The sequence below is a fragment of the Streptacidiphilus sp. EB103A genome (genome assembly GCF_041261405.1).
Lineage (GTDB): Bacteria > Actinomycetota > Actinomycetes > Streptomycetales > Streptomycetaceae > Streptacidiphilus.
In genome coordinates, this window is the sequence record NZ_JBGCAQ010000014.1 from 166,269 (window position 1) to 190,390 (window position 24,122).

14 protein-coding genes are annotated in these 24,122 nt (G+C 71.2%); 5 read left to right on the plus strand and 9 right to left on the minus strand.

What is annotated here, in order from left to right; translation table 11 throughout:
* The first annotated feature begins 19 nt into the window (after nt 1–19).
* On the plus strand, nt 20–3,571 hold the full coding sequence (locus ABH941_RS23620; RefSeq protein ID WP_370131443.1) for a hypothetical protein: 3,552 nt from the start codon (nt 20–22) through the stop codon (nt 3,569–3,571).
* Between the two features lie 232 nt (nt 3,572–3,803).
* Here the strand turns inward: ABH941_RS23620 and ABH941_RS23625 are convergent, their stop codons facing one another.
* The 3 genes from ABH941_RS23625 to ABH941_RS23635 all read right to left on the minus strand — a co-directional run bounded on the left by ABH941_RS23625 (nt 3,804) and on the right by ABH941_RS23635 (nt 5,593).
* Nucleotides 3,804–4,058, minus strand: a complete 255-nt coding sequence (locus ABH941_RS23625) for a hypothetical protein (RefSeq protein WP_370131444.1) — start codon at nt 4,056–4,058, stop codon at nt 3,804–3,806.
* Between the two features lie 322 nt (nt 4,059–4,380).
* On the minus strand, nt 4,381–4,752 hold the full coding sequence (locus ABH941_RS23630; RefSeq protein WP_370131445.1) for an ImmA/IrrE family metallo-endopeptidase: 372 nt from the start codon (nt 4,750–4,752) through the stop codon (nt 4,381–4,383).
* A gap of 274 nt (nt 4,753–5,026) precedes the next feature.
* A complete protein-coding gene (locus tag ABH941_RS23635; RefSeq protein WP_370131446.1) occupies nt 5,027–5,593 on the minus strand; it encodes a hypothetical protein in 567 nt (188 codons plus the stop codon).
* A 431-nt stretch (nt 5,594–6,024) separates the two neighbouring features.
* On the opposite strand from ABH941_RS23635, the gene ABH941_RS23640 reads away from it, so the two are divergent.
* Entirely contained in the window at nt 6,025–7,116 is a 1,092-nt protein-coding gene (locus ABH941_RS23640; protein ID WP_370131547.1) for a DUF2637 domain-containing protein, read from the plus strand.
* Nucleotides 7,117–7,634: 518 nt separating this feature from the next.
* Here ABH941_RS23640 and ABH941_RS23645 read toward each other — a convergent pair.
* From ABH941_RS23645 to ABH941_RS23660, 4 genes are all read right to left on the minus strand, one after another.
* Nucleotides 7,635–8,693, minus strand: a complete 1,059-nt coding sequence (locus tag ABH941_RS23645; RefSeq protein ID WP_370131447.1) for a hypothetical protein — start codon at nt 8,691–8,693, stop codon at nt 7,635–7,637.
* A gap of 137 nt (nt 8,694–8,830) precedes the next feature.
* Nucleotides 8,831–12,253, minus strand: coding sequence for a hypothetical protein (locus ABH941_RS23650; protein WP_370131448.1), 3,423 nt, complete (start codon nt 12,251–12,253; stop codon nt 8,831–8,833).
* Between the two features lie 256 nt (nt 12,254–12,509).
* Nucleotides 12,510–13,445 (minus strand): hypothetical protein, encoded by a 936-nt coding sequence (locus ABH941_RS23655; protein ID WP_370131449.1) that lies wholly within the window; start codon nt 13,443–13,445, stop codon nt 12,510–12,512.
* 8 nt (nt 13,446–13,453) lie between these two features.
* Nucleotides 13,454–16,168: a DEAD/DEAH box helicase gene (locus tag ABH941_RS23660; protein ID WP_370131450.1), complete on the minus strand. Its 2,715-nt coding sequence runs from the start codon at nt 16,166–16,168 to the stop codon at nt 13,454–13,456.
* 450 nt (nt 16,169–16,618) lie between these two features.
* Here ABH941_RS23660 and ABH941_RS23665 point away from each other — a divergent pair, with 450 nt between their 5' ends.
* The 3 genes from ABH941_RS23665 (at nt 16,619) to ABH941_RS23675 (ending at nt 20,419) form a co-directional block, all read left to right on the plus strand.
* Complete coding sequence (locus tag ABH941_RS23665; RefSeq protein ID WP_370131451.1) at nt 16,619–17,002, plus strand: hypothetical protein; 384 nt, start codon at nt 16,619–16,621, stop codon at nt 17,000–17,002.
* A gap of 84 nt (nt 17,003–17,086) precedes the next feature.
* The gene (locus ABH941_RS23670) at nt 17,087–17,851 is read left to right on the plus strand and encodes an NUDIX domain-containing protein (protein WP_370131452.1); all 765 of its coding nucleotides are present in this window, start codon (nt 17,087–17,089) and stop codon (nt 17,849–17,851) included.
* A 615-nt stretch (nt 17,852–18,466) separates the two neighbouring features.
* Entirely contained in the window at nt 18,467–20,419 is a 1,953-nt protein-coding gene (locus tag ABH941_RS23675; protein WP_370131453.1) for a hypothetical protein, read from the plus strand.
* Between the two features lie 528 nt (nt 20,420–20,947).
* Here ABH941_RS23675 and ABH941_RS23680 read toward each other — a convergent pair.
* Together ABH941_RS23680 and ABH941_RS23685 are read right to left on the minus strand one after the other, a co-directional pair.
* Entirely contained in the window at nt 20,948–21,721 is a 774-nt protein-coding gene (locus ABH941_RS23680) for a glycosyltransferase family 2 protein (protein ID WP_370131454.1), read from the minus strand.
* A gap of 483 nt (nt 21,722–22,204) precedes the next feature.
* Complete coding sequence (locus ABH941_RS23685; protein WP_370131455.1) at nt 22,205–24,121, minus strand: TniQ family protein; 1,917 nt, start codon at nt 24,119–24,121, stop codon at nt 22,205–22,207.
* Nucleotide 24,122: the final 1 nt, after the last annotated feature.

Below are 24,122 nucleotides of genomic sequence, written 5' to 3' on the forward strand. Positions count from 1 at the left end.
CGTGGCGGAGAGGCACCCCATGCGAGTCGATCCCGTACGTCTGCTGGCCCGTCAGCGAGCCACCGCCACCGGCGAACCCCACTCCGTCGCACTACGGGAAGTCCTGGCCCAGCAACCGGGAACCCCCCTGATCGCGGCGGCCACCCACGACCAGGCCGTCTTCGAAACCCAGGTCCTCACGCGCTGGCTGGAGCGCCTGACAGCCGAGCAGCCCTGGCCCGTCCTGGCGGCCACCGCCCGCCCGCAGGAGCTCAGGCTCCGCGTCGACCCCGACCAGCTCGCCCTCCTCCTCGACGCACTGCTCCGGCACGGCGACGCGCCCTCCCCGCTGCCGGCCCTGCAGGTCGCGCAGGCCCGCCAGGCCCTGCGGCTCACCCAGTCGCCCGGCACCCTGATCGTGCTCAGCCACCTCACCCGCGACGTCCTGGCCTCCGTTCGGGAACTGGCTCGGGACCTGGACCCCGGCGGCGACGGGCGGCGCCGACGGCCCGCGGCCGCGGTCGAACGCGCCGCCCTCGCCCGCGAGCACGACCGCCTGGCCCCCTGCGCCTGGCAGGGCTCCGCCCTGCTGCGCCGCCCCGCCCTGATCACACCCGGCAGGGACCGGCGGATCGCCCCGGTGCCCGGGCCGTACCTGGTTCTGGACCACCTCGGTGAGCCCTACCTGCCGTGGGCAGCAGGAGAGGTCCCCGAAGTCTGCCGTCCCACCGACGGGGTGTTCGCGGTCCCGGTCGTGCGGCGCGGCCTCGAGACCGCGGTGTGGGAGGAGTTGGCGTACTTCGCGGCGGAGGACATGGTGATCGGCGCTGCCGCCGTCTACGCCGTAGTCGACCCCGGCCTGCTGTCGCCCGAAGCACGCGGGAAGCTGAAGCCGGGCATCACCGCGGCGGTCGTGCCCGCCGGCCAGGGCCATGCCGTCCTGGACGGCCATCCGGACGGTCGGCCCGGGGATCCCGCACTCTCGGTCGCCGACCGCGACCGAGCCGCGGGCTGGCTGCTGCCGCTGGACGTCCTGAACGTTCTCGGGCTGAGCTCCACCGACGCCTGGCGCCTCCACGGGGCACCCCACGGCGACCTGTGGCGCACCCCGCCGGACCCGGCCGCCTCCGCGCGCGGCATCTACGACGGCAGCAGCACCATCGACCTGTGGAACCACTGCGCCGGAGCCCGGGTCTCCGACGCCGTCATGGCGGTCGTCACCGCCAGCCGTGACGTGGACACCAGTGCCATCACCGCGGTCCTGGCCGACCGGGACGGCACCTGCTACCCGGTCGCCTGGAACCACACCTTCGTCAGCGCGGAGGACCCGAGTGAAGAGCAGGATCTGCTCGGCGCTCTCGCCTGCTGCCTCCTGGGCGTCGAGCCTCCCACCGTCCCCGACGCGCGCCACGCCTGGTTCGCCCTGTGGCTGCACCGCCTCCAGGTTCTCGAGCGCCCCGCCACCGCGGCGCTGCTGGCCCCGTACAAGCCGACCGCCCTGAGCGCGGCGCACCCCATGACCAGCGCATCGGACTGGGACGAGATCCGGGCCACCGCGCAACGCCCGCCGACGACGCCCTGGCCGCTGACACAGGCGGACGCCGCCTGGGCCCACCCGGAGGCCCTGCTCCAACTGCTGCACCACCGCTGCGATTCGGCCCACGTCCTGGCCATCACCGCAGCCGCCGACTCACTGCCGCACGAGACCCTGGCCGACGTCCTGCTCACGGCCACCGACCTGGGACTGCCCCTGCCGCCGGTCCCGAACACCCAACCGGCCCAGCCGAAAACCGGACCCGCCGCCCCCGACCAAGCAGCGGAGCTGGATCTGCTGCTCGCCCTGGCCCGTCCCCACGCCAACCCCCGCGCGCTGTTCGCCGCCCTGCACCGGCCCGCCTTCCACTGTGCCCTGGCCGACCAGGTCGAACAGCATGCCGCGCACACCGAGGACCCCGCCGGCCTGGACAGGGCACTGAACTTCCTTGACCAGCACGCGACCTCCTCCCACCGTGCCGTTGCCGCGCTGCTGCGCGGTCGCGCCGCCGAGGGCCGCGGCGACGCCGCAACCGCGCGCCGACGCATCCTCCAGGCACTGGATCTGGACCCGGAACTGCGGCCGGCGCTGTGCGACGAGGCCGAATACGCCGCCTGCGCCGGCGAGTACGACCGCGCCGCCCTCCTCCTGGAACAGGGCCGGCATCCCCTGCGGCCCGGCCTCCTGCGGGAGCTGGGTACCCTTGGCCGGCCACCGAAGCGGCCCAGCGGCACCCAGTCCCACAAGAAGCCCTGCGCCTGCGGATCCGGCCGCACGTACAAGTCCTGCCACGGTGCGGCGCCCGACCGCCACCCGCTCATCGAGCGCGCCCACCTGATCCACCACCTCGCCATCGCCTACATGCAGCGCCCCCGCTTCCAGCGCCCGCTCGACGAACTCCGAACCCCCCTGACCCGAATCCACCAGGACGCGGCCGGCTACGACCCCACCACCGTGGCCGCCGACCTGCTGCTGTTCGAACACGGGCGCATCAAGGACTTCCTGAGCGCCCGCGGCCCCCTGCTCGCCGACGACGAACGCGACCAGCTCGACTCGTGGGCCGACAGCCGACGGCTCCTGTGGGAGGTCCGCGCCATCGACCCGGGCGTGAGCGTGGAACTGCGCACGATGCCCGAGAGCGCAAGCGTCACTCTGGCCGACAGGATCCTGTCCGGGTCCGTACGCCGACTCGACCTGCTGTTCGCCCGGCTCTTGCCGACGCCCGGCGACAGCGGCCACGCGCTCTACTCGATGCCGATCGCCGTCCCGCGCGACGTCCGCAGCGAGTTCGTCCACGCGCTGGGACGCGAGACGGCAGACCTGGTGGAGTGCACCACCGCCGTGTCCGTGCCCCTGCGGCGCCACGCGCTGAACGAGGACGACGAGCCGATGGTGGACTGTTGGGTCCGGTTCGAGGTCCCCGACCCCGACGGCTTCGATGAGCGGGTCCACGCCCTGGTGCTCGACCCGCCAAGGGAGCGCGTAGCGCGCTGGCTCGCTGAGCAGCCGGAAGCCTTCTGGCTCGCCACCGACCAGCAGGAGGTCTCATGGGTCCGGCAGCACGAGGACGGACGTCTGAGGGTTCTGGGGCGCCTGCTGCAGGTGGACGCGACGATGTGGGAGGCGACGGCGAACTCCTGTCGCCGACTGGACGCCATGACCGAGCACCTGCGGGTGCTCGCACCGAAGGCCAGGCTGCTCGGCAGGGGGAGTGAGGACCACCAGCACGATCCGTCGACCCGCCCGATTCCCGCGGACGTCGCACCGCCGGCACCGGTGAGCCTGGAGACGTTCATCGTCCTGGAGGATGTCGGCCGAACGTCCGACAACGTCACCTCCGAGATCACGTCCGCCGTGGAGCGCGAGATCCTCGAGACCCCGTTCCTGGGCGGCGGCCTGACACCGGCGCAGGCCGTGGCGGTGGGCGGCGAGGCCCTGCAGGAGCTTCTGCAGTGCTTGGACGACATGGAGTGGGCCGGCAACCGACCCACCGGTTTTGCCGCGACGCTCCCGGACCCCGACCGGATCAGCAGGGCGCTGGGGATCAAGCGGACCTGACCGGTCACCTCGGCATCGGTGTGGTGCCCGGCCCCGGGCACCGCACACCGATGCCACTCGCCGTCGCCTGGGACCAACGGCCCGGGGAACCGTGTGGCACGCGGTCCGATCCCCAGCAGGGCCCTGCCCCACCCGGGGCACACCGACGAAACGCCATGTGCCGCACCGGCGAAACTCGGTTCCCTGCCCTTCTACCACTCGATCTTGACCGGCGGGGTGGCGGCAGTTGCCGTCACCGCTGTTGGAAGGCGTCCACGACATCCCACATGTCGACGTGCAGGAGGTCGGCGACCTGATGGGCGAGCGGGGGGCCGAGCGGGAAGCCGACCCTGTGGTGGATCAGGGCCGTCTCGCAGACCGCCCACCGTTCGGCACTGCTGGGTGCCACCCCAGGGTCCGGCAGTAGTCCGTCGAGTGTCTGCGCTTCGGCGGCCCGGTCGGCCAGCCATCGGCCGAAAGGCGAGTCCCTGGTGTACTGCGGATCCATGTGGCCTCCTTGTGCCTTGGGTGGCTACCCAGGACGACTGCCGCTGATTCACCACCGAGGAGTGAGGGTCGAGTTCCGTCGCGGCTGGCCGTCCGAGCGGCGCTCGACCGTCAAGATCACCTGTCAGAGGACATCTATCCGTCGCGGGACAGGCGCTGCCGAATTGCTGGGATCTGCGCGCGACGAGCGCGGGATCCGAAGATCGGCAGGCCAACGCCGACGCTGGTCATCAGAGATTCGTCGGTGCACCCCCGGTGGCGGGCACAGGGCCGGGCTCGGGCACCGGCGGGAGACGGAGCCGCCGGCCCGGTCCGTCAGGTCCTCAGACCAGGACCCGGCGAGCGGCGAGCCGGGCGAACTCCTCGGCCTGCTCCTCGCTGCGGCTTCGAGCTGGACGGTGCCGGTGCGCCGTGCGTCCGGCAACGGCCGGCGCCTTCGGCGGCGCCAGCAGCAGGTCCGCGGTGAGGAAGGCACCGTCGGCGGGCTCGTGAAGGAGGTGGCCGAGCTGATGGGCGATCGCCCACGCCCGTTCACCGGGCGTGGAGTCCTCCCGGATGACGATCAGGTCGGTGTCCGGCATCGACACGGCCATGCCCCAGCTGGTCGCGTCGCTGTCCTGGGGAGGAATGCTGTGGAGCTGGATCGGCCGGTCGCGCAGCAGCGCGGCCTGGAGCACCAGGTCCTCGATGGTCACCGGACGACGACCGCCGGCTTTGCGTTGCAGAGCGTTCCATGTCCGCCGCGCACGATGTGCCGCCAAAATCCGTCGCATCACATTCCCCCGTTCATCACCGGGAGGCGCGTGTCGGCCTGCCCCAGCTGAGGCGATCAGGCTAGTGCACTGACCTGCGGGTCTGACCGGCGGGTCACCGGCGACCGATGCCGCGGACAGAGCTCTGCTCGGCCCGCAGCGGGCCGCGTCCACCCGCGCGGAAGCCGGGCAGGTGGACGCCTGATGGCGGCAGGGTTCAGGACAGCCACGCGGCCAAGGCGATCGCGTCCGCGCGGGACAGGACCGCCGCGGGGCTGAGAACGCCGGCGGCGTCCGGCTCCTCGTCCTCACGCAGCGCCGGCAGGTTGAAGCCGTACACCAGCAGGGCCCCTCGCCCGACGCTGAACAGAACGAGCTCGGGAGCCGCGACGCGGCCGCGGATCCCCGTCATCTCCAACGTGGCGTGGAACCACCGCTCGCCGCCGATCGGTGTGGACCCGCGTCGCAGTTTCCGCAGCAGTGTCATCTGCGTGCGCTGGCACCGTGCCGCGGGCACGGGGAAGAAGTCCCCGCCGAACTGCGCGCGGCCCGCCAGAAGGGCGTACTCGTCCAACCACTGGGCCCACTGCTCCACCAACGAGCCGTAGACCTCGCCGATGACGTGCGGCCCGCCGTTGCGGAAGCCGGGGCCGGCACCGGTCATGGGAATGAGATTGCGGCCGCGCACCAGCACCGCGGAGCCGCTCGTGTGCCCGAACGTCAGCTCCTGGAGCGGAGTTCGCCGCCCCCGGTGCATCTCGCCGCCACCCAGCCGAACGGACATGCTCCGCTCATAGGGCAGGGGAGCCAGAAGGGAATGAAGGTCGTCCATCGCAGTCTCCACCGTATCCTCGCCGATCACCCACCGGGGCTCTGGCCGTGACGCAGGGACCCGGCTGTGCGGGTCCATCCCCGAAGAATCGGGAAGGCAGGATATTCCACGAAGAATCGGGAGTAAACGATCAACAGGTGGTAGGCGCCACCCGTGGTCAGACTGTAGCGCCGGCACGCCGCGGAGGCGCAGGACACGCCGAACGAGCCCGATCGACAGGGCCTCGCCTCGGTGACGCCGTCCCGGCCGCGCAGAGGCGGGCCGCATCCGGCGGCGTCTTGGGGTCGCCGGTCCGCTGGCGGGCTCTGTCCACAGGCACGGGGGACCACGCTTCCCCCAGGTACCAATCTGGGAGGAGAGCCGGCGTGGAACGAGGGCACGACCTGACCCGCACGCAACGGGGCCTGATCGCGGTCGTGGTCACCGGGGCGTTCGTCATTGCCGCGATCGGCTTCGTCGGGTCCTACGGGGCCGTACGTCAACTTGCCCAACGGAAGGGCTTCGGAGCGTTCTCCCTGGTCCTGCCGATCGGCGTCGACGCGGGGATCTCGGTGCTGCTGGCCCTGGACCTTCTCCTGACTTGGCTGCGGATCCCCTTCCCGCTGCTACGGCAAACCGCCTGGCTCTTGACCGTCGGATCCGTCGTCTTCAACGCCGCCGCATCCTGGGGCGACGCCCTGGCCATGGGCATGCACGCGATTATCCCGGTCCTGTTCATCATCGTCGTCGAGGCCGCCCGCCACGCCATCGGCCGCCTCGCCGACATCACTGCGGACCGGCACATGGACTCCGTGCGTCTGGTTCGCTGGATCCTGGCCCCCGTCCCCACCTTCGCCCTGTGGCGGCGGATGAAACTGTGGGAACTGCGCTCCTACGACGAAGTCGTCGCACTGGAGCAGGCCCGCATGGTATATCGCACGCGGCTGCGCGCCCGGTACGGGCGGAACTGGCGCCGAACCGCACCCGTCGAGGCCCTCCTCCCGCTCAAACTCGCCCGGTACGGGGTGCCCTTGCAGCAAGGCGCCGGGCAGTTGGAAGCCCAGGAGAGCACCACCCAACTGCCGCCGTCCCCACCTCCGCCTGCCGTTACCACGCCACCCGCACCGGCCGGCGGAGCTCGGACACCGAAGCGCTCACCGCGGCCCCGGCGGTCGAAGCCCGCCCCTGCGGGGGCGACCACGGCAAAGCCCGCCCGGTCGGCCAAGCCCAAGGCCGTCAACCTCCCCCCACCCCCCGGCCAGAGCCCCAGCACACCGGGCTCACAGTCAGCCCCAGCAGCAGTAGCGCCGGCTTCGCCCGACCACCGCGCAGCGATCACCGGGATCAGCCAAGCCCAGGCCATCCGCTACGCCCTGGCCCAGAACCCCAATGCCGACGCTCCGACTCTGATCGCCTGGCTGCTTGATCACGGGCGCGAGGTCAACCGCGGCTCCGTTTTCCGGATATGGCAGTCCGTCAACCAGACAAACCCCTAACACCGCCACTGCGACGCGACCGGGGCCGCGAACGCGGGAGGTGCCGCGCCTCCGCACGTACCTCGTACATCCGTCTGCTGTCGGCGCCGGCGGACGTCGAGCCGGACTCTGCTGGAGTCCTCGCCGCTCTGGCGAGCCGAGTCGATCGCCGAACAGGCCCGGTCGCACGTCCGGCCCGCAGCGCCGGCATGCATGCACCCGCCCCGGCCCTCCGCGGCATGGAAACGCAGGACTGGACTGGACCCCATCGCGGGAACTGAACTGCAGGCCGAGCCACCGACCGGCAAGGACGGATCGGTGGCTCGACGACCCGAAGACCTGGGGTCCGGCCGCCCGGGGGGTGACTCAGCGCAGGAACCAGGAGGCCGCGCCGGCGGCCAGCGTGCAGAGCGGGACCAGGCCGGCCAGCACCCCCTTCAGGACCCGGCCACGGGGCCGGTCCTGCAATGAGCATTCGAAGCCGCCAACCTGCAGGCGTAGATACGGCCGCGGTCGCGACCCGTGGAACGGCGCGCCGCTCACCGCTCCGTCCACGCCGACGCGGTGGCCGCCGAGGTCGCCCGGGCACCGCGGCGGCGCGAGTCCTCCAGGCCGTACCGCTTCAAACGGCGCCGAACACGATCCCCGAGCGCGGCTGCATCACCATCAGGGGCCACGAGAGCCGCGGCCTGCGCCCAGGTCGCGGCACCGTCCATGGCCAGGTACGTGCGCAGCACGGCGCGATCCCGCGGTGAGAGCACTCCCTCGAGCCGCAGTTGAAGGTCCCCCGGCAGCGCGTCCAGGACGCTCTGCTCGGGGTCCACCCCGGGCGGTGACCACGTCGGAACCGGGCACGCCCTCTCGCGGAGGTAGGGGTCGACCGGGTCGAGCAGCATCAGCCGGCGTCCCGCGATCTGACGCCGGGTGAGCTGGCCGGCATCGGGCCCGGGCCCGGCGACCAGGTCCCACACGCGGCTCCGCAGATCAGCATCGCCGTACGGCCCGCTGCTCGCCTCGCGGTTCACTGCAAGGACGGCCTGGGCGAGGGCCGCGAGGAGTTGCGGGTGGTCGGCCGGCCCCGTGGGCCACAGGCGGTCGCCCTCCAGAACCCAGTCGACCAACCAGTGCCGCCGCAGGCCCTCCAAGTGCGCGTCCCGGGACGGAAGCCCGGCAGCGGCCACCGCGGTGGACAGGGCCGTCGACAGGGAGCGCATCGACCCGTAGACGGCGGAGATCCCGAACCGGGCCACCTGCTCCCACAGCACCAGAGAATCCACGCCGGGCACCGGTTCCTTGATCGGATCGGCGTAGACCTCGGCTCCGCTGCCCCAGGAGCCGTGACCGGTCTGCGTGGGAGGGAGGGGCGGTGCCGATACACTGCCCCCGCCTGCGGTCCAACCGTCGACCCGCAGAATCCGGTGGTCCCTATCGGGGACTCCCAGCACCGGGACGTAGGCCGGGAGGTCTCCGAGCGGCCGCCAGCGCGTGGCCACCCTGGGCGTCATCAGCGTGCCGGTCATCTGGGCTGCCCGCTGCGCCAGGCGGGCCAGCGGTTGCAGGCCGGCCTCCGGCTGGGCGTTGGGAGGTGAAGCGGGCAAGGGCGGTGGCATAACGGGTTCCTCCAGCTGGTCGGTTCGGGAGACAAGGACCTCTCACTGGTAGGCGACGGGCAGAACCCGGAACGGCAAAGAATCTTCGGAGCGCCGCCAGCGCCCCCGCGACGCCCGGCTACCGGCTACCGGCCCAGGGTGTGTGCGTCGATGTCACCGCTGTTGACCAACGCGATCCGCAGCCTCTCCACGGCCCGGGGCAGGTCGGGGGCGCCGTCGGCGGGGCGATCCGCTTCCAGAACCAGCCGGGCGTAGCGGCGGACCTCCGTGTCGTGCCACGGGTCCGATCCCGGGTGCTCGACGAGCTTGGCGAGCAGTTCCACCGCTGCCGGAACGTCGGGGCCCTTGGCCGCCCGGGCGGCAACGTCGTGCGGCCACTTCAGGACGCTCCCCGCGGAGCTGCCGGTCAGCTCCAGCCACGAGGACTGCGGCCAGCCGGCGCACCGGGCGAAGGCGCCCGCACCGGCAAGGCTTCCCGCTGGCAGTCCGGCGCCGACGGCGGTGCTCCATACCGCCTCCGCGGCGACCCGGCGCGAGCAGCACACAGCTTCGGGGGCGTCGCAGACCAGACCTGCGAGGCGCGCGAGCAAGCGCGAACACGCAGCCGGTCCTCCCGGGCCGTCGGCCAGTTCCTCCAGCAGCGGGGCCAGGGGGCCCAGGCGCTGGGAGTCGTGCAGCAGCAGGTCCGCGACATGGGTGACGGCGTCGTCGAGTGTGGTCCGAAGGGCGTCGAGGAGCTCGGTGCGGTCCAGGAGAGCCAGCAGGTCCGGGTCGGTAGGGCCCAGTCGGAGCCACAAGGCGGCCGGACTGCCAGGCCGCAGGGACAGCAGGTCGGCCGCATGGGCGGTTACCCACTGCGGGCGCGCGGCCAGAAGTTGCGGCAGCAGGGAAGCGATGGCCCGGGCGGTTTCCTCGTCCGTGTTCGTCAGCAAGGCGTCCAGGACATCCCAGACCTTGTCGCCTTCCACCTGGAGTGCCGGGTCGGCCAACCGTCTGACCAGCAGCACGTTCAGCGCGCGGCCGGCGGTGCGCCGGGTGTCCTGCGCTGCGACCCGGGCGGCCTCGGTGGCGGCCTCGGTGGCAGGGGCCGTGAGGCGTTCGGCCAGGGTCAGGAGCCGGACCTCGACGGCCTCGTGGGACGTGCCGACATCCGCCCCGGACCGGGTGATGGCCGCGGCCAGGGCGACCAGGGCGCGGTCGGCCATCCGCGCACCCGGGGTGGCCTCCGGGAGCGCCCGCGCTGCCGACAGCGCTGCCGTCAGGGCTGATGCCGCCGCGGCGTCGGAGGGCAGCATCTCGCCCTGGGCGACGTGGTCGGCTACGGCCTCCAGATAGGCGGCCGCCAGTTCGGGATCGTCGAGCGCGGCGGCGACCGCCCCCGGATCAGTGGCCCACGCGCTCCAGTCGATGCCCAGCAGCCGCCGAAGGGCCACGGCGTAGGGAAGGCCCCGATCCTCGGCGCGGGCGATCGCCCCGGCCGCAGTGACCGCCCCCTCGCTGCTCGAGGCCAGGAGCAGGTCGGACAGTGACACCCGGGTTGCCACGTCGTGGATGCGGTACGGCGTGAACTCGAGTCCGACGCGGGGATCCGGCGGGCCGGCGGGCTTCACGGCCCGCAGTGCGTCCAAGACGTCCTGCCAGGGCTGAAGGACTTCGGCGGGCAGCCATGGGGAGCCGTCCCACACCACCAGCCACGCTTCCGGCGGCCTGCCCGCGGCGCTGAGCTGCTGCGTGCCGAGCTTGAGAGCGTCGGCGTCGGGTACCGGGCCGAGGGTCTGGCTCAGCACGCTGTGCAGAGCGGGCAGTTGCTCGGGCGGGCATTCGGCCAGGACCGTCGAGGCCAGGTTCGCGCACTCGGGCCCCGGATGCTCGACTAGGACGCTGGGGAGAAGTGCAGTGGCCCGGTCCCACCAGTCCGGGTTCGTCGGCCCCTCCGCCTGCCGGCACTCCAGCAGGTGCGCCGCCACCAGCCGGTCGCGCAGAGCGGAGTCGGCCGACCCGATGCGCTCCAGGGCGACGGTGCGTTCCACCAGCGGGACGCCCTGGCCGGCGTCCTTGAACGCCAGGTCCAGGACGGCGCGAGCGATCACGGGCCCCAGGAAGGGCGCCGTGTCCTGGACCCGGGTACCGGTGAGGTCCTGGTTGAAGACGATGCGGGCCATCTGCGGCGCGAGCTGCGGGTCCATGCCCGCCACGTGGGCTGTCACGTCCTGGAGCAGCAGGCGCGCCAGGGAGCCGCGGAGGTACTTCGTCTCGACGGGGGCGTCGGCCAGCTCCGTGGTGCGCACCATCGCGCGCAGCAACCGGGCGGCGGCCTCCTGGGGCAGCGTCTCCTGGACCCGTTCGCGGACGAGGTCCTCGAGGTCGGCTTCCTCGAGCTGGGCCGCGCGGACGCGGTGGTCCCCTCGAACCGCCAGTTCCAGCAGCGCGGTCACAGTCTGGAGCCAGGTGGATGTGCGCCGCTCGGCGGGCACCGTGCACGCCCAGTCCGCGGCGAGCTTCTGGGTCCACCCCGGTACCGCCGGTGCGTTCTTGCGGATCCAGGCTCCCACTTGTGCGGCCATAGGTTCGGCCAGGTCCACGTCGGGACGGGCGGCCAGCCGCAGGAGTCCGTCCACGGCGTCCGGCCGTGCGTCCAGGATCGCCTGGAAGTGGTCGGCAAGCCACGCCGTGACGGCGGGGGCGGCCGTGGCGGTGAGGTGGTCCAGGTAGGGCAGGGCCGGCCAGGGTGCGGCGCCGGATTGCGGGTCGGGCAGCAGCAGGACGTCGTCCAGCAGAGCCAGCCACGCCCAGGACGGGCGTGACAGGAAGAAGTACGTGGTGGCGCGGGCGTCGTGCCATCCGGCGAGCTCGTTGGCGTCGGCCTGAGCAGGGCGGGTCAGGGCGGCGAGTTCCAGGATCCGGGCTGCCCGGCCGGGCAGTGGGACGAAGACCTGTCGGGCCAGTTCCAGTACGTCGTGGTACCGGTCGACGACGTCCGAGCGGTTGGCCTGGTGGCCGTGCAGGGTGGCGGAGGAGGAGCTGAATCCGCTGCCCCACCGGTCGGCGGCGGCCAGCTGCGCGGCTCCCAGCTCCTGTCCGTGCAGGAGCCGGGCGATCAGGGCCGCGCGTTCGCGGTGGTAGCCGCCGGGCCGGTTGGTCTGCGCGAGGAGGGCGTGGCGGGCGGCGACGAGGTTGGAGGCGTGCTCGGCGGTGATCGTCACCGGGGCGGTGGCGGGCGGGGCGCCGTCTTTGAGCAGGGCTTTGGGCAACGCCTTGCCGACCGCGGTCGCCAGGTCCTCGGCGGCACCGCGCATCCCCTTGGCCTCGCCGTTGGCGTTGTGCAGGGACAGCAGGGTGTCCATGGCGTTTCGTAGGCTGCTGTCGGCGATCTCCACGGCCTGCTCGAAGCCGGGGTCCTCCAGTAGGCGGCCGGCGTCCCGCAGCAGCCCGAGCGCGCGGATGCCGCCGGGGCCCTGCTGGGTCAGCGCACCGGCAAGGGTGTCGTCGACCAGTGCCAAAGGGCGCGGTGCGTCGGGGTCCGGCACGGGGGTGAGGCTGTTGGTCACCAGGCCACGGTAGCGGCCCGGAGGAGGAGTAATTCACCGCCCTGGGAACGGTGGTGACGCATATGCGTATCAGGGCAGGTCATCGCGTCGATATGGGTGAGCGGCGGATTCGATCCGCGTGCGGAGGACTGCCTGCGCCGTCGACCTGCCCTGGGGCGGGGAACCCCCAGGTACCTGGCGGTTGGAGGCGGGGTGGCGGTACGGCGTCGTCCGGGCCGCCGGTGTGCGGCGGACGGACGCCGACGCGTGCGGCCGCTCAGGAGGACGGCTCGGCTGCGGAGGCGGGAGCTTCAGGCAGGGAGGCCAGCCGTTCGCGGTCTCGCCTGGGGGTCAGTTGCTGCGTGGCATCGGTGAGCGGACGGCCCGGTGAGCGCAGGGCCGCGCGCAGGATGTCGGCGGCCCGGTCGGCGGCGCCGGCCGCGAGTAGTCGCGCCGCCGGGTCGGTGCCCGCGGGAAGGCCGTCCGGGATCAGGGGCCCGGGTGCCCGGGGCAGAGGCGGCAGAGGTGGGGGAGTGTTGAACATCCACCGCGAGTAGACCTCGAAGGCATCGGTCCGGTGCTCGGGCAGGGTCGGGGGGTGGTAGTTGGGCTGCAGGCTGCGATGCTCGGGATCATCGACGCCGGCGAAGAAGTCGGCGCCGCTTCGACCGTTGAGCAGCAGCAGCGTGAACGGTTCGACGTCCAGACAGCGGGCGAAGTGGTGGAGCGCCGCGGAGGCGTGGTCGCAGATGCCCTTGCGGCTGCGGCAGTCGCACCAGGTCTCGATGTCGGTCAGTTCCGGCAGCAGGTACAGGGAGCGGCTCTCCCCGATCTTGATGATCTCGGCCAGGGCGTCCTGGGCGGACCGGTCGGCCAAGACGTGGGCGCGGCTTCGGGCGAGGGACGACAGCTGGGACCACTTCGGCTCACCGAGCAGGGGGACATGGATCTGGACGCGCTGGCCAAAGGGAATGTGGGTGGAGAGGAACGCGGTGATGGTGCCGGGCTCCACGTACACGGCCGTGATCTTGCCCTCCTGGGCGAGGGCCTTGCCCGCGGCCAGGCGCCGGCGATCGGCAGCGAGAGCGGACAGGGCCCGCAGCCAGTTCCATCCGATCACCGTCTCGGGCACGCCGGACTGCGCGAGCGGCGCGACGGCCGGCAGGGCATGCCGGTAGGCCGTGCCGTAGAAGCCCCTGTACCGGTAGTCCATCGCCGGGGTCACCTGGGCCGGCGCAGGGCAACGAGGTCCGCGAGCTGGTCGTCGCCCAGCTCGGTCAGCCGCAGGTCCGTAGAATTGACGACCGAATCGGCCATCGTCCGCTTCGCGGCGAGCAGAGCCATCAGGCGCTCTTCGACCGTGCCCTCGCTGACGAGTCTGTGCACCTGGACCGGGCGGGTCTGACCGATCCGGTAGGCCCGGTCGGAAGCCTGGTCCATCACTGCGGGATTCCACCACTGGTCGTACTGGACGACGTGCTCGGCCCGCGTCAGCGTCAGCCCGGTACCCGCCGCCCGAAGCGAGAGCAGGAAGACCGGAAAGTCGCCGTCCTGAAAGCGGTCCACGAGCCGCTGGCGCTGGGCTGTCCCAGTGCTGCCGGTCAGGACCTCGTGGCGGACCCTGCGCCGCTCCAGGTGGCCCGCGATCAGGGAGGTCATCTCGACGTACTGGCTGAACACCAGCGCGGCCTGGCCCTCCGCGAGGATCTGGTCCACCAGGACGTCCAGCAGGTCGAGCTTGCCCGACCGGCCGCTCAGGTTCGCCGGGTCGGACTCCTTCAAGAACTGCGCCGGGTGGTTGCACACCTGGCGCAGCGACGTCAGGAGACGTAGGACCAGGCCGCGCCGTCCAATGCCGTCGCTGGCGCGGATCTCGGCAAGAGCCTCACGCGTGACAGCCTCGTAGAGCGCGCCTTGCTCCTTACTCAGCGGAACATACTGGTCGGTTTCGGTTTTTAGCGGCAATTCGGGTGCAATGCCCGGGTCGCTCTTGCGCCGGCGCAGCACGAACGGCGAGATCAGCGCGGCCAGCCGCGCCGCGGCCTTCGGGTCCTGGTCGGCCTCGATCGGCTTGGCGAAGCGCTCCCGGAACCGTGGCAGCGTCCCCAGCAGGTTCGGCACCGCCCAGTCCATGACAGCCCACAGATCGGACAGCGCGTTCTCCACCGGCGTTCCCGTCAACGCCACCCGGGCCTGTGCGGGAATTTTGCGCAGCGCCGTGGCGGTCGCGCTGAAGGGGTTCTTCACCATCTGGGCCTCGTCGGCGACCACGGCGGACCATACGGTCTCGCTGAGTGCGGCGGTGGACCGGCGCAGGGTGCCGTAGGTGGTCAGGACGAACGCGTCGCTCGGGAGCGTGTCCAGGCTTCGGGCAGGGCCGTGGAAACGCCGGACCGCAACGTGGGGAGCGAAGCGGCCGATCTCCCGCTCCCACGTCCCCAGGAGCGTCGCCGGGCACACGACCAGCGTCGGACCGGCTGTGCCGGGGCTCCGCTGCCGCAGCAGGTGCAGCGCGATCAGGGTGATCGTCTTGCCCAGGCCCATGTCGTCGGCCAGGATCCCACCGCCCAGCCCGTTGGTGGTCACCCGGTGCAGCCACGCCAGCCCGCGGGCCTGGTAGTGCCGAAGCTCCCCGTTCAGCGCCGCCGGGACCTCTGCCTGCTGCTCGGGTCCGGCCGTCAGGGCGGTGCGGACCTCGGCGAGCCAGCCGGCGGGGTGGACCTCGACGAGCTGCCCGTCGATCTCCGCTGTCCCGGTCAGCGCCGCGACCAGGGCGTCCGCGCCGCCCACCTCGCCCAGCCGCCAGCGCCGGGCCCGGCGCAGCAGCGCATCGTCGACGACCACCCAGCGGTCCCGCAATCTCACCACCGGGCGCTTGGACTCGGCCAGCAGGTCCATCTGGTCGTCAGTCAGATCCACCCCGCCCAGGGCGGCACGCCAGGAGAAGTTCAGCAGCTGGTCGGTGCTGAGGAGCGACGCTGGGGCCGCGGTGGCGGGCTTGGGCGCCACGACGGTCCGCCCCGTCAACGTACGCACCAGGTCACGAGGCCAGTGGACCGCGCAGTCCGCTCTGGCGAGCGAAACAACCGCCCCCCCGAGGAGATCCTGGACCTCCTGCGCGTCCAGCTCCAGGGTCCCGCGCTGGTCCCGGTCGCTCAGCAGCCGCCCGAGTGCCGACCACGCCCGAGCGGCCCGGCGCAGCGCCACCAACGACTCCATCTGCCGCACCGCGTCCGGGGACTGCGGCAGCGCCGGCTCCCTCCACAGCATTCCTGCGTCGAGCAGATGCTGCTGTCCTTCCAGGGCACCGGTGTCGTGGACCTGGACCACCGCGACCACCCCGGTCTCGGTGTCCGCGCCCAGCTCCAGGCGCAGCGAGATCCGGACCCCCAGCACCGACTGCCCGGCCAGGCCCGGGCTGCGCAGGACCAGGTGGGGCACGTGCTGCGGCGAAGGGGCGGCGAACGCCGGCGACCCGGTGGCCAGCGCAGCCCCGGGAGTGCGCGGCAGGAAGTCGGCCATCGCGTCGAGGAACGCCGACAGGACGAACGCCGGGTCGGTCATCGCCGGCCGGGCCGGGGCGGAATTCACCGACGCCGCGTGCGCGTGCGGCGGCATCGCGGACCTCAGCTGCTCGACGGCCTCGCGTTGGGCCTCGGTCAACCGCGCGAGCCTCCACGCGTCGTACCCGCTGGCGGTCAGCGTCTGATCCAGGCGGCCCTCGGCGACTAGCTCCAGCGCCAGCAGCACCGCCGCACCCCAGAACCGGCACGCCGGATCACCGCGCTGCTGAGTCCGGCAGCGCACCAGGACCGGCCACGCCTGCTCCAAGGACAGGTCGAAGTACGGGACCCGCCCCACCTTGGGACACCCGGACCGATCCGACCAGCGCACCACCGACAGGTCGCCGCTGCCCAACGAGACTCCGGCAGGCACGATCACCTTCTCTACCGGCCCCATCGTGGCCACCGGCCGCCAGAACAGAACCCGGCCCGCCCGCGGCGGATCCGCCGGGCGGAAAGTCGCCGGGAAGTCGACGAGCTCGTACCTGCCCACCTATCCCCACCCTCCCCCGACCATCGACCGCACACCATTCCCCTGCCAGTCTGTCCAGGCGGACCCAACCCCCGCCCGCAGGAGAACAGTTACACCCGAACGAGTGAATCGCACCGTGAACCGGACCCGAGCTCCCCGAGGAGCGGACACCAACCCGACACCGAGGACGTACCCGCACGCCCGGCAGCCCGGCGCCAACGAATAGGATCATCCTGGCAGCCGACGACCCGTGCCCAACCCTGGACCCCCACCACCGGAACACCTCCGCGCCAAACGGTCCGCACGGTCCATCGGGCACACGGTCACCGATCCTCAAGGAGCGATCACCCCATGGCCAAGCCCCACCAGACGACACCGGCGGCAACCGACGCTATCCGCGCCCTGCTGCACACCCACGACAGCACCGCGCTGCGCCGAGCGGCCGACGACAGCATTCTCGAGCGCGCCCGCCACGCCTACGGAACCGCCTACCACCTCAGCGGCGGACGCAGCGACCACGCCCACGCCCACGACGTCGCCCTGGTCAACGCACTGCACCACACCGCACCCGCCGTCGTCGCCTTCGCCCTGCACCACCTGACCCAACTCCTGCCGGACCTCACCGAGGAGCAGTGGGCCCGGCTGGACGAGGCGGCCGTCGAACTGGACCTCCAGATCTGCGAGGACCTGAGCGGCGCCAACGAACCCCTCCCGCACGCCACAGTCCAGCGGTAGGGCGGGACGGAACCGGCTCGGCACCTACCGCGTCGACCAGTGCACGCCGCCGGGGCCGGGCGGCAGGCCTGCCAGGATGGACCGGTGACCTCGCACCCGACGCAGCCGGACCCCGCCGTCTTCATGGACGTCCTCTCGCTACGCCTCCTGGAGACCGGAGTTCCACCCGTTCCGGCGCAGGCGATCGCGGCCATGGACCGTCTGTGGGAACAGTCGGTCGCCGCGAATCCCCACCTGTTCGACGGGCCCGTTGTCGCCTGCACGACCCTTGCCTGGAACGAACTCGATCGCGACCTTGCCCTGACCTGGACGAGAGCGACGTATCGGCACCGCTGCCTGCGCCAAGTCCTGGACAGCGCGTGGAAACCCTCCTCCGTGTTCGTTACCGTCCTGCAGCCCACCGACGGCGGCCTGGTCGCCGGACGCGAATCGCCGTCCACAGCCGCACCCGGCCGCTGGACGCTGCCCGGCGGCACCGCCGAACCACCGCCGCCAGGCCAACCGTTGGACCTGGCCGCACTGCGCAGCCACGCCGCTCGCGAGCTCGTCGAGGAGGTCGGCATCGAGACCGCACCCGAGAGGCTGACCCTGTACGGGGCAACCCAGGGAGAGCGCGGCAACGTCGGGCTGCACTTCCTGGCCGAACCCCTCCCCCTGGACGTGGTGCACGACCGGTACCAGAGCCTTCTCGACGCCGAGCGCGCCCGGGGCATCTCGGTGGAACTGGACCAGCTCACAGTCCTCGGCTCGGTCGCGCAACTACCGTCCCTGGGCTATTTCGTGGACTACCTCCCGCCGATCCTCCAGCGCTTCTCACCACCGCCCGCCCCCGGCCGGTATGGCCGGTAGACGATCCGAAGGCCATGGCACCACCACAGCCCCACCACACCGCGGCAGCCCGGGCCATCGCCCCGCCACCACCTGCTGAGCTGGCGGCTCCTGCTGCGGCGTCACAGGCGATGCGAGAGCACACGGCAGGGAGTATGCGGGACGGTCGATGAGGCCCGGTCAGAGTGAGCTGACGCTCGGTGGCCGGCAGGGGCGACGCGAGTTGGCACACCGTCGGTCGCTGCCCTGTCACAGCTCACCGCGTCCCGGGGCCGCATTCGTTTCCCCGGCACCCGTTTCGCCCCGCCGCAGCCGGTGCGACATCGCGCCGCAGTTGGCAAATAGCACGGTCGATCGCGCCTGGTCGGAGCGCCATGACGCTTCGTGGTTGGCAACGGCGACGCAGGTTAGCTGGCAAGCGGGCACCGGGCCGCTGCAGCTCACGGCACGTTGGTCGCCTTGCTCCCCGCCATTTGCCAACCAGCTCCCGGAGTTGCCGACTGTGCTGCGTTGAAACGGCCGGCCCCGGGCCTGATCAGCCCTGTCCGGCGCGACCACTGTCCACAGGCTGCTGCTCATAGCGTCGGCAAGCCGCCCATCTCCGTCGGGGCGGCGTTCGACGGAGGGAGGGTGGTCGTGGCGCGCACAGCGATGGATCAGCAGATCGAAGAGGGCGTGGAACAGGCGGCCGTGATGATCGGCCGGTTCCTGTCCGGTGCCCCACTCAGCGACGGTCCGAGGTCCCCGGGAGCCCTGGCCCGGTGGCAGCACGTACTGCTGAGACTGTTCGTACTGGCCTGGGGCGGTTGGGCGGGATGGACGTGGTGGGGGCTGCACCTGCACTCACGGGTGATCGTCGCCTCCAGTGTCATTGCTGCGGCGCTCGTGCCGGTGGTCGGTGTGGCCCACCTGCTGGGACGCGGACGCCGTGCCCACATGCGCACGCTGGTGGTGCCGCTGTCGTTGGCGCTGAAAGACCTCATGCCGGCGTGGGACGACGCCCAGCGGCTCAAGGCGGTGACCATCCCCGTCAACCGCTCGTACGTCAAGATCGCGCTCCCGGACTCCTGGAACGGGCAGGAGGGCCACGAGAAGATGCTCCGCGAACTGGTCGCGGCCCGGTTGGGCGGCAAGTGGGAGGGGCAGTGGAACCTGAGCAAGTACCCCTTCAACGTGACCTTCGTGCCCGCCAAGCCCAAGCAGGTCCACGAGGTCCCGGACAAGGTCGACTTCTTCTCCCCCGAGATGCAGGCCGCGATCGCCGCCTGCCGGCCCGGACAGATCGTGATCGGCCTGGACGAGCGCTCACAGCCGGTAATGAAGGAGATGACCGGGGAGACCCCGATGTGGGCTCTGTCGGTCGGATCCGGCGGTGGAAAGTCGAGCTTCCTGCAGCAGGTCATCACCCAACTGGTGTACCAGGGAGCCACCGTAGTCGGCGTCGACGTCAAGATGGCGTCCATCATCTGCTTCGAAGGCGTCCGCGGCATCCACCTGTACACCGACCCCGGCAACGTGGGCGACATGCGCGCGGCCATCACCTGGGTTGCCCAGGAGGTCGCGGCCCGCAACTACCTGAAGAAGCAGGACCCCACTAAGGAATTCGACCGACTGACCCTTATCCTTGAGGAGGGCAACGAATTCGGCGACGCCAGCAAGGCGTGGTGGAACGAGAACAAAGAAAAAGGCGAACCCGCCGCAGACCCCATGTGGACCGATATCGCCAGCATTATGCGCATGGGTCGGCACGTGAACGTCACCATCATCGGCGTATTCCAGGACCTGCGGGAAGCCGCGGTCGGAAACAGGGGCCTGCGGAACATGTTCCGCCTCATCATGATGGGAAACTTCAATGCCAACCAGTGGAAAATGATCGTCAACACCTCACCCATCCCCGAGAGCGTCGACAAGGCTGGCCGGATGCTGATCATCGAGGGCAACCGGCGCGTGTGGGTCCAGGTGCCGTTCGCCGAGCCCGCGGCCTTCCGCGACTACTGCGTCAAGCTGCGCCGGGAGAGGGGGTACAGCACGGCGGACCTGTACGGAGCTCCTCCGGTCCGCAGCCCCCAGCGACTTCCCTCGCTGCTGCAGGGCTCCCGCCCGATCGGCCCGCGCACCTCCCTGACGAAGGAACCCGAGACGTCGGCTGCTACCGCAGTCGCCCACCGCGACGTCCCCGCACTGCCGCAATCCCCCTCACGGCACCCCGCAGGCGAGGCCGGCCAAAGCACGGACGCCGGCAACGCCGCCCCCCGTGACCTGCCGCCGGGCATCGCAGACCAAGCGCCCGCCGACTGGGACCCCGAGGACGGGGCACCCCGGGACGAGACACCCGCTGTCGAGGACCCGGCGGACGCCGAAACCGAGCAGGCCCCCCAAGAGCAGCAGGGGCCAGAGTTGCTGTCGCTGATGCAGATCTCGCGCCGCATGGCGCAGGACGAGGGCATCGACATCGCGCCCAGCACGATGCGCTCCCACAAGCAGCGGCGCGTGGACTTTCCCAGGGGTGACATCGAGGCCGGACGAGAGGTCTACTCCTACGAGGCCATCGCGGAGTACTACCGACGCAACCCGCTCCAGAAGCCCTGAACCGAGACGGCCGACGTCCCCGGTGTGACGCCCGCACCCGGCGCCCACCGGGGCCGTCGGCCACGACCGCTTACGCCAGGGCTACGGACGAGGGAACGCAATCGCTGCTGCGCCTGCTGGCCCCTCCGCGCCAGGGCCGGCAGGGGCCCGCCGTCGACCCGCCCGAAGGCGCACCCCGGGGGCGGCGAACGGCACACCCCTTCATGATCATTTATGGTCGGGCTGCTCTGTCCCCGCTCGACGGGCGTCGGTGCCGGGACCTCGGGGCGGGCGGCCGCGGCCGCCAGGGAACTGCAGCCTTCAGCCGCGCCGAGGGGTGCGGTCCCGGGCGGTCCTCATCATTGGCCGCAGAGGCCCACCGGCTCGTGGTGAGCGCCTTTCCACAGGCCGGTGTCGAGCAGGCAGGGGCGCCTTAGTCGCCGCTCGGCTCCGGCCCTTCGGATCGCGGCTGTGTGGTGGGCGGATGCCGAAGGCGCCTGCCGGCGGATCGCCTCGCCCCTCGTTCTATGCCCCTGATCAAAGGTCGAGCTAGATCCGCGACTTGCGCAGCGAGTGCCACGCTGCTCCGGACAGGGCCAGAGTCGACTGAGGAGCCGAGAGTCGTTCGTGATCGCGGTAGAGCTTCCAGTTGTAGGGGATGAGCGCCAGCTTGTTCGATGAGAGCGATCCCGGCCTTTGTGCCCTGTAGACCGCCAGCGGCTCCTGCAGACCCCGAGCGGGAGTGCCATCCCGCATGATCGACAACCACAGTGCGTAGTCCTGCCGTTTGGGCATGTCCGGCATCAGCCTTGTGCCGAGGACGGAGCGGTCGTACATAGCGGTCAGAGCCCCGATGTGATCTTGGATCAACATCTCTCGGTAGCCGACGCGCTCTCGCGCCTTCACTACACGTCCGTTCGGAATGAAGTCGGCGGCCTCACCGTCGTACTGGGCGTCCACCTTGTAATAGGAGGTGAACGTCAGAGGCGCATCGGCCGTCGCAGCGAAGGCAAGCTGCTGCTCAACCTTGGCCGGAAGCCACATGTCGTCACTGTCGAGGAAGGCCACGTAGTCCCCTCGGGCGCGTTCCACAGCAAGGTTGCGTGCCCTGGCCGCGCCACCCCGCTCGGGCGCCGAATCCGGCAGGACGCGCTCGTCCTGCCGGGCGAGCTCCCTGAGTAGATCCATGGAGCCGTCGCAGGACGCATCGTCCGTGACCAGCAGCTCGACATCGGTGTGAGTCTGCGCAAGCACCGACCGGACCGAAGCGCCGAGAGTGGCCGCCGAATTGTGGACGGGCATCACGACCGAGACCAGCGGCACGGTTCTCCTCCATGCCAGACCAACGACGACAGCGCCCCACCAATGTAGTCGGGAGCAGCCCTCGGTCGGGTAGCCCTGCCCGCGGCCGTCGGACACCCAGGCCTTCGGTGTAGTTGCTGGGGCGGGCGTCACCAGTATCGCCGCCGCGGGTCCGCCCCAACGCTGAAGTCCCAAGCCGCCCGTTCGGCTCCTCGGGCCCACGGCCACGAAACAGGCATCAGCAGACTACGCCGAGACCGTGCTCCGGTGCCCGTGTCGCCCGCGGTTCTTCGGATGTGCGTGGTGCCCGGAGGCCGAATCAAAGTCACTGCCGGCTGGAGATCCCGCTCGCCAATAGGAAGGTCTCGGACGTACTCAGCCAGCTGCGACCGAGACTTTTAGTTGGCGGGTGGCCTTCCTCATCTGTCCAGGTCTGAGGTGTCTCGAGGGCGGTGGTTGGCGGGTCGTGTGGGTGATAGTTGGCGGGTTCGGGCCAGTCAACCGTTACTGTGCGTGAGCATCTGCGGCCTCGGCGATCTGGACCGCGAGGGCTTCGGCGGCCTCGAAAATCGCCGGGTAGTTCGGCTGGCGGCTGGTGGCCCGGGTGTCCCAGTGGGTGAGGGTGCGGAGTGCCGTTGATGTGCGGCTCAGGCTCGGGCTTGCTGGCGGGGATCCGCGGAAGGTGGGGGCGAGGAGGTATTCGCTGCCCGTCACCCGGCTCCAGATCAGTGTGGACGCGGAGTCTCGTGTCCAGTCTGTGGGCTGTGGTCCCTTGCCGCGGTGCAGGCGACGGAGCTGTTCCCATGCGCGGTCCTCGAGTTGCCAGTCGTTGAAGAGGCGGCGGCGGGCGAGGAAGTCTGCGGGCGCGTCCTGGGCTGCGATGTGCTCGGCGAGGTGGTCGATAGCGCCGGGAAAGTCGAAGTCGCGCCAGCGCGAGTTCAACCGGATCGGGTGAAGGACGCGGGGCTTCTCGGTGATCCATTCGGTGGGGATGCCGAGGAACCGCGCGGCCTCGTGGAAGTCCTCACCGGTGACTGACTGGACGAGCTGAACAGGGACGACACGCTTGAGCAGGGAACTCATGTGCCGGGGGATCCCGGTGTGCTCGGCGAAGTGCGCGAGCCATGCCGGGGGGAGGCTCTGGGGGATGTGCTCGGCGAGGAAACCGCGGTCCCGGACCGCGATGACTGGCTCGACGAGGGCGTCGGAGCGGTGTGTCGCAGCGACCCACTGGTCCGGTGCCCCGCGGCGGACCCAGAGGGCCGGGAACTCGAGTCGGTAGTCGTGGTCGATTCGCTGGCGCAAGCTCGGTGACGAGTCCCGGGCCAGGACCAGCCAGGTGTCGTCCCAGCGTTCGTTCGGTTGTGCTTCGATCTTGTGCAAGAGCGGGACGAGGGGGTCGTGGTGCGGTGCCGGCGGACGGCTGGCCAGGCGCTCGGCTGCCGCTAGGAGACCTGCTTGGGCGCGGGCGTCGGTGGGCGGGGTGCTCCAGGCGATAGCGGTCTTCCTGCCGCGGTTGCGCTCGTGAGGCCAGTCGGCGAGGGCGAGAGAGTCCTGCTCTGCGACGTGCTGGGCCAGCTCCGGGCGCAACTCCTTCGGAACCAGATGGAGAGAGCTGGGCCAGGCGGCCTTGATGATCGCTGACAGGACGTGCAGGTCGGCGAATTGCTGGAAGGCGCGGTCGGCGGGGTGGGAGGCCGCGAGCTGGTCCAGCAGCGTGCGCTGGAGGTTCGCCATGGTCGCGGTGAGCTCGGTGGCCGGCGGAGCGGCCTGGTCCAGGCGCTGGCCGCAGATCCCGGTGCGTTCGCCCGTGATGACGCGGTTGCGGCATTGAGCGGGGTGGAGTCCAGGGGTGGGGGATGCGGGCAGCAGGGACGGGCTGCTGTCGGCCTGTCCGCTCATCGCGGGCAGGCCGCAGGCGGGGCAGTCGTGCCGGAGAAAGACGTTGTGCTCCATGCAGGCGAAGGAGACCGCGAGGCGCCACTGCCGTCTCCAGGAGCCACCGAACCTGTTCTGGACCGGGGAACCGTCGCCGATCAGGCAGTGGGGGCAGAAGCGGGAGTAGGTGATCAGGATCCCGGCGGGGAACAGGTGGCGAGGACGCGCTGGGCTGCCCTGACGCACCAGCGCCCGGGTCAGGGGCGGGTAGCGCTCGAGGAACGGGAACAGCGTCAGTGCCTCGGCATCTGCTGTGGTGATCTTCGCCGCTTCGGCGAAGGCCTTCTGCTGTCCGGCTTCCAGCATCAGCAGGTGCTTGGCCGGCGTCGGCCGGCCGGGTTTGCTGCCGCCGAGGCCGATGCGCCAGATCAGCTGTGCGGGGGCCAGGTCCAGGCGGTGGGCCAGGCGGAGGAGGAAGCCGGGCAGGCTTTCGTCGGCGAGCGGGACCAGGGTCCTGGGCAGGGGATGGGGGGAAGGGTTCACC

Excerpts from the sequence above, each read along its gene's own strand:
- ABH941_RS23620 (WP_370131443.1), top strand. The coding sequence starts at position 20 with ATGCGAGTCGATCCCGTACGTCTGCTGGCCCGTCAGCGAGCCACCGCC.
- ABH941_RS23625 (WP_370131444.1), bottom strand. The coding sequence starts at position 4,058 with ATGGATCCGCAGTACACCAGGGACTCGCCTTTCGGCCGATGGCTGGCC.
- ABH941_RS23635 (WP_370131446.1), bottom strand. The coding sequence starts at position 5,593 with ATGTCCGTTCGGCTGGGTGGCGGCGAGATGCACCGGGGGCGGCGAACT.
- ABH941_RS23655 (WP_370131449.1), bottom strand. The coding sequence starts at position 13,445 with ATGGACTACCGGTACAGGGGCTTCTACGGCACGGCCTACCGGCATGCC.
- ABH941_RS23665 (WP_370131451.1), top strand. The coding sequence starts at position 16,619 with ATGGCCAAGCCCCACCAGACGACACCGGCGGCAACCGACGCTATCCGC.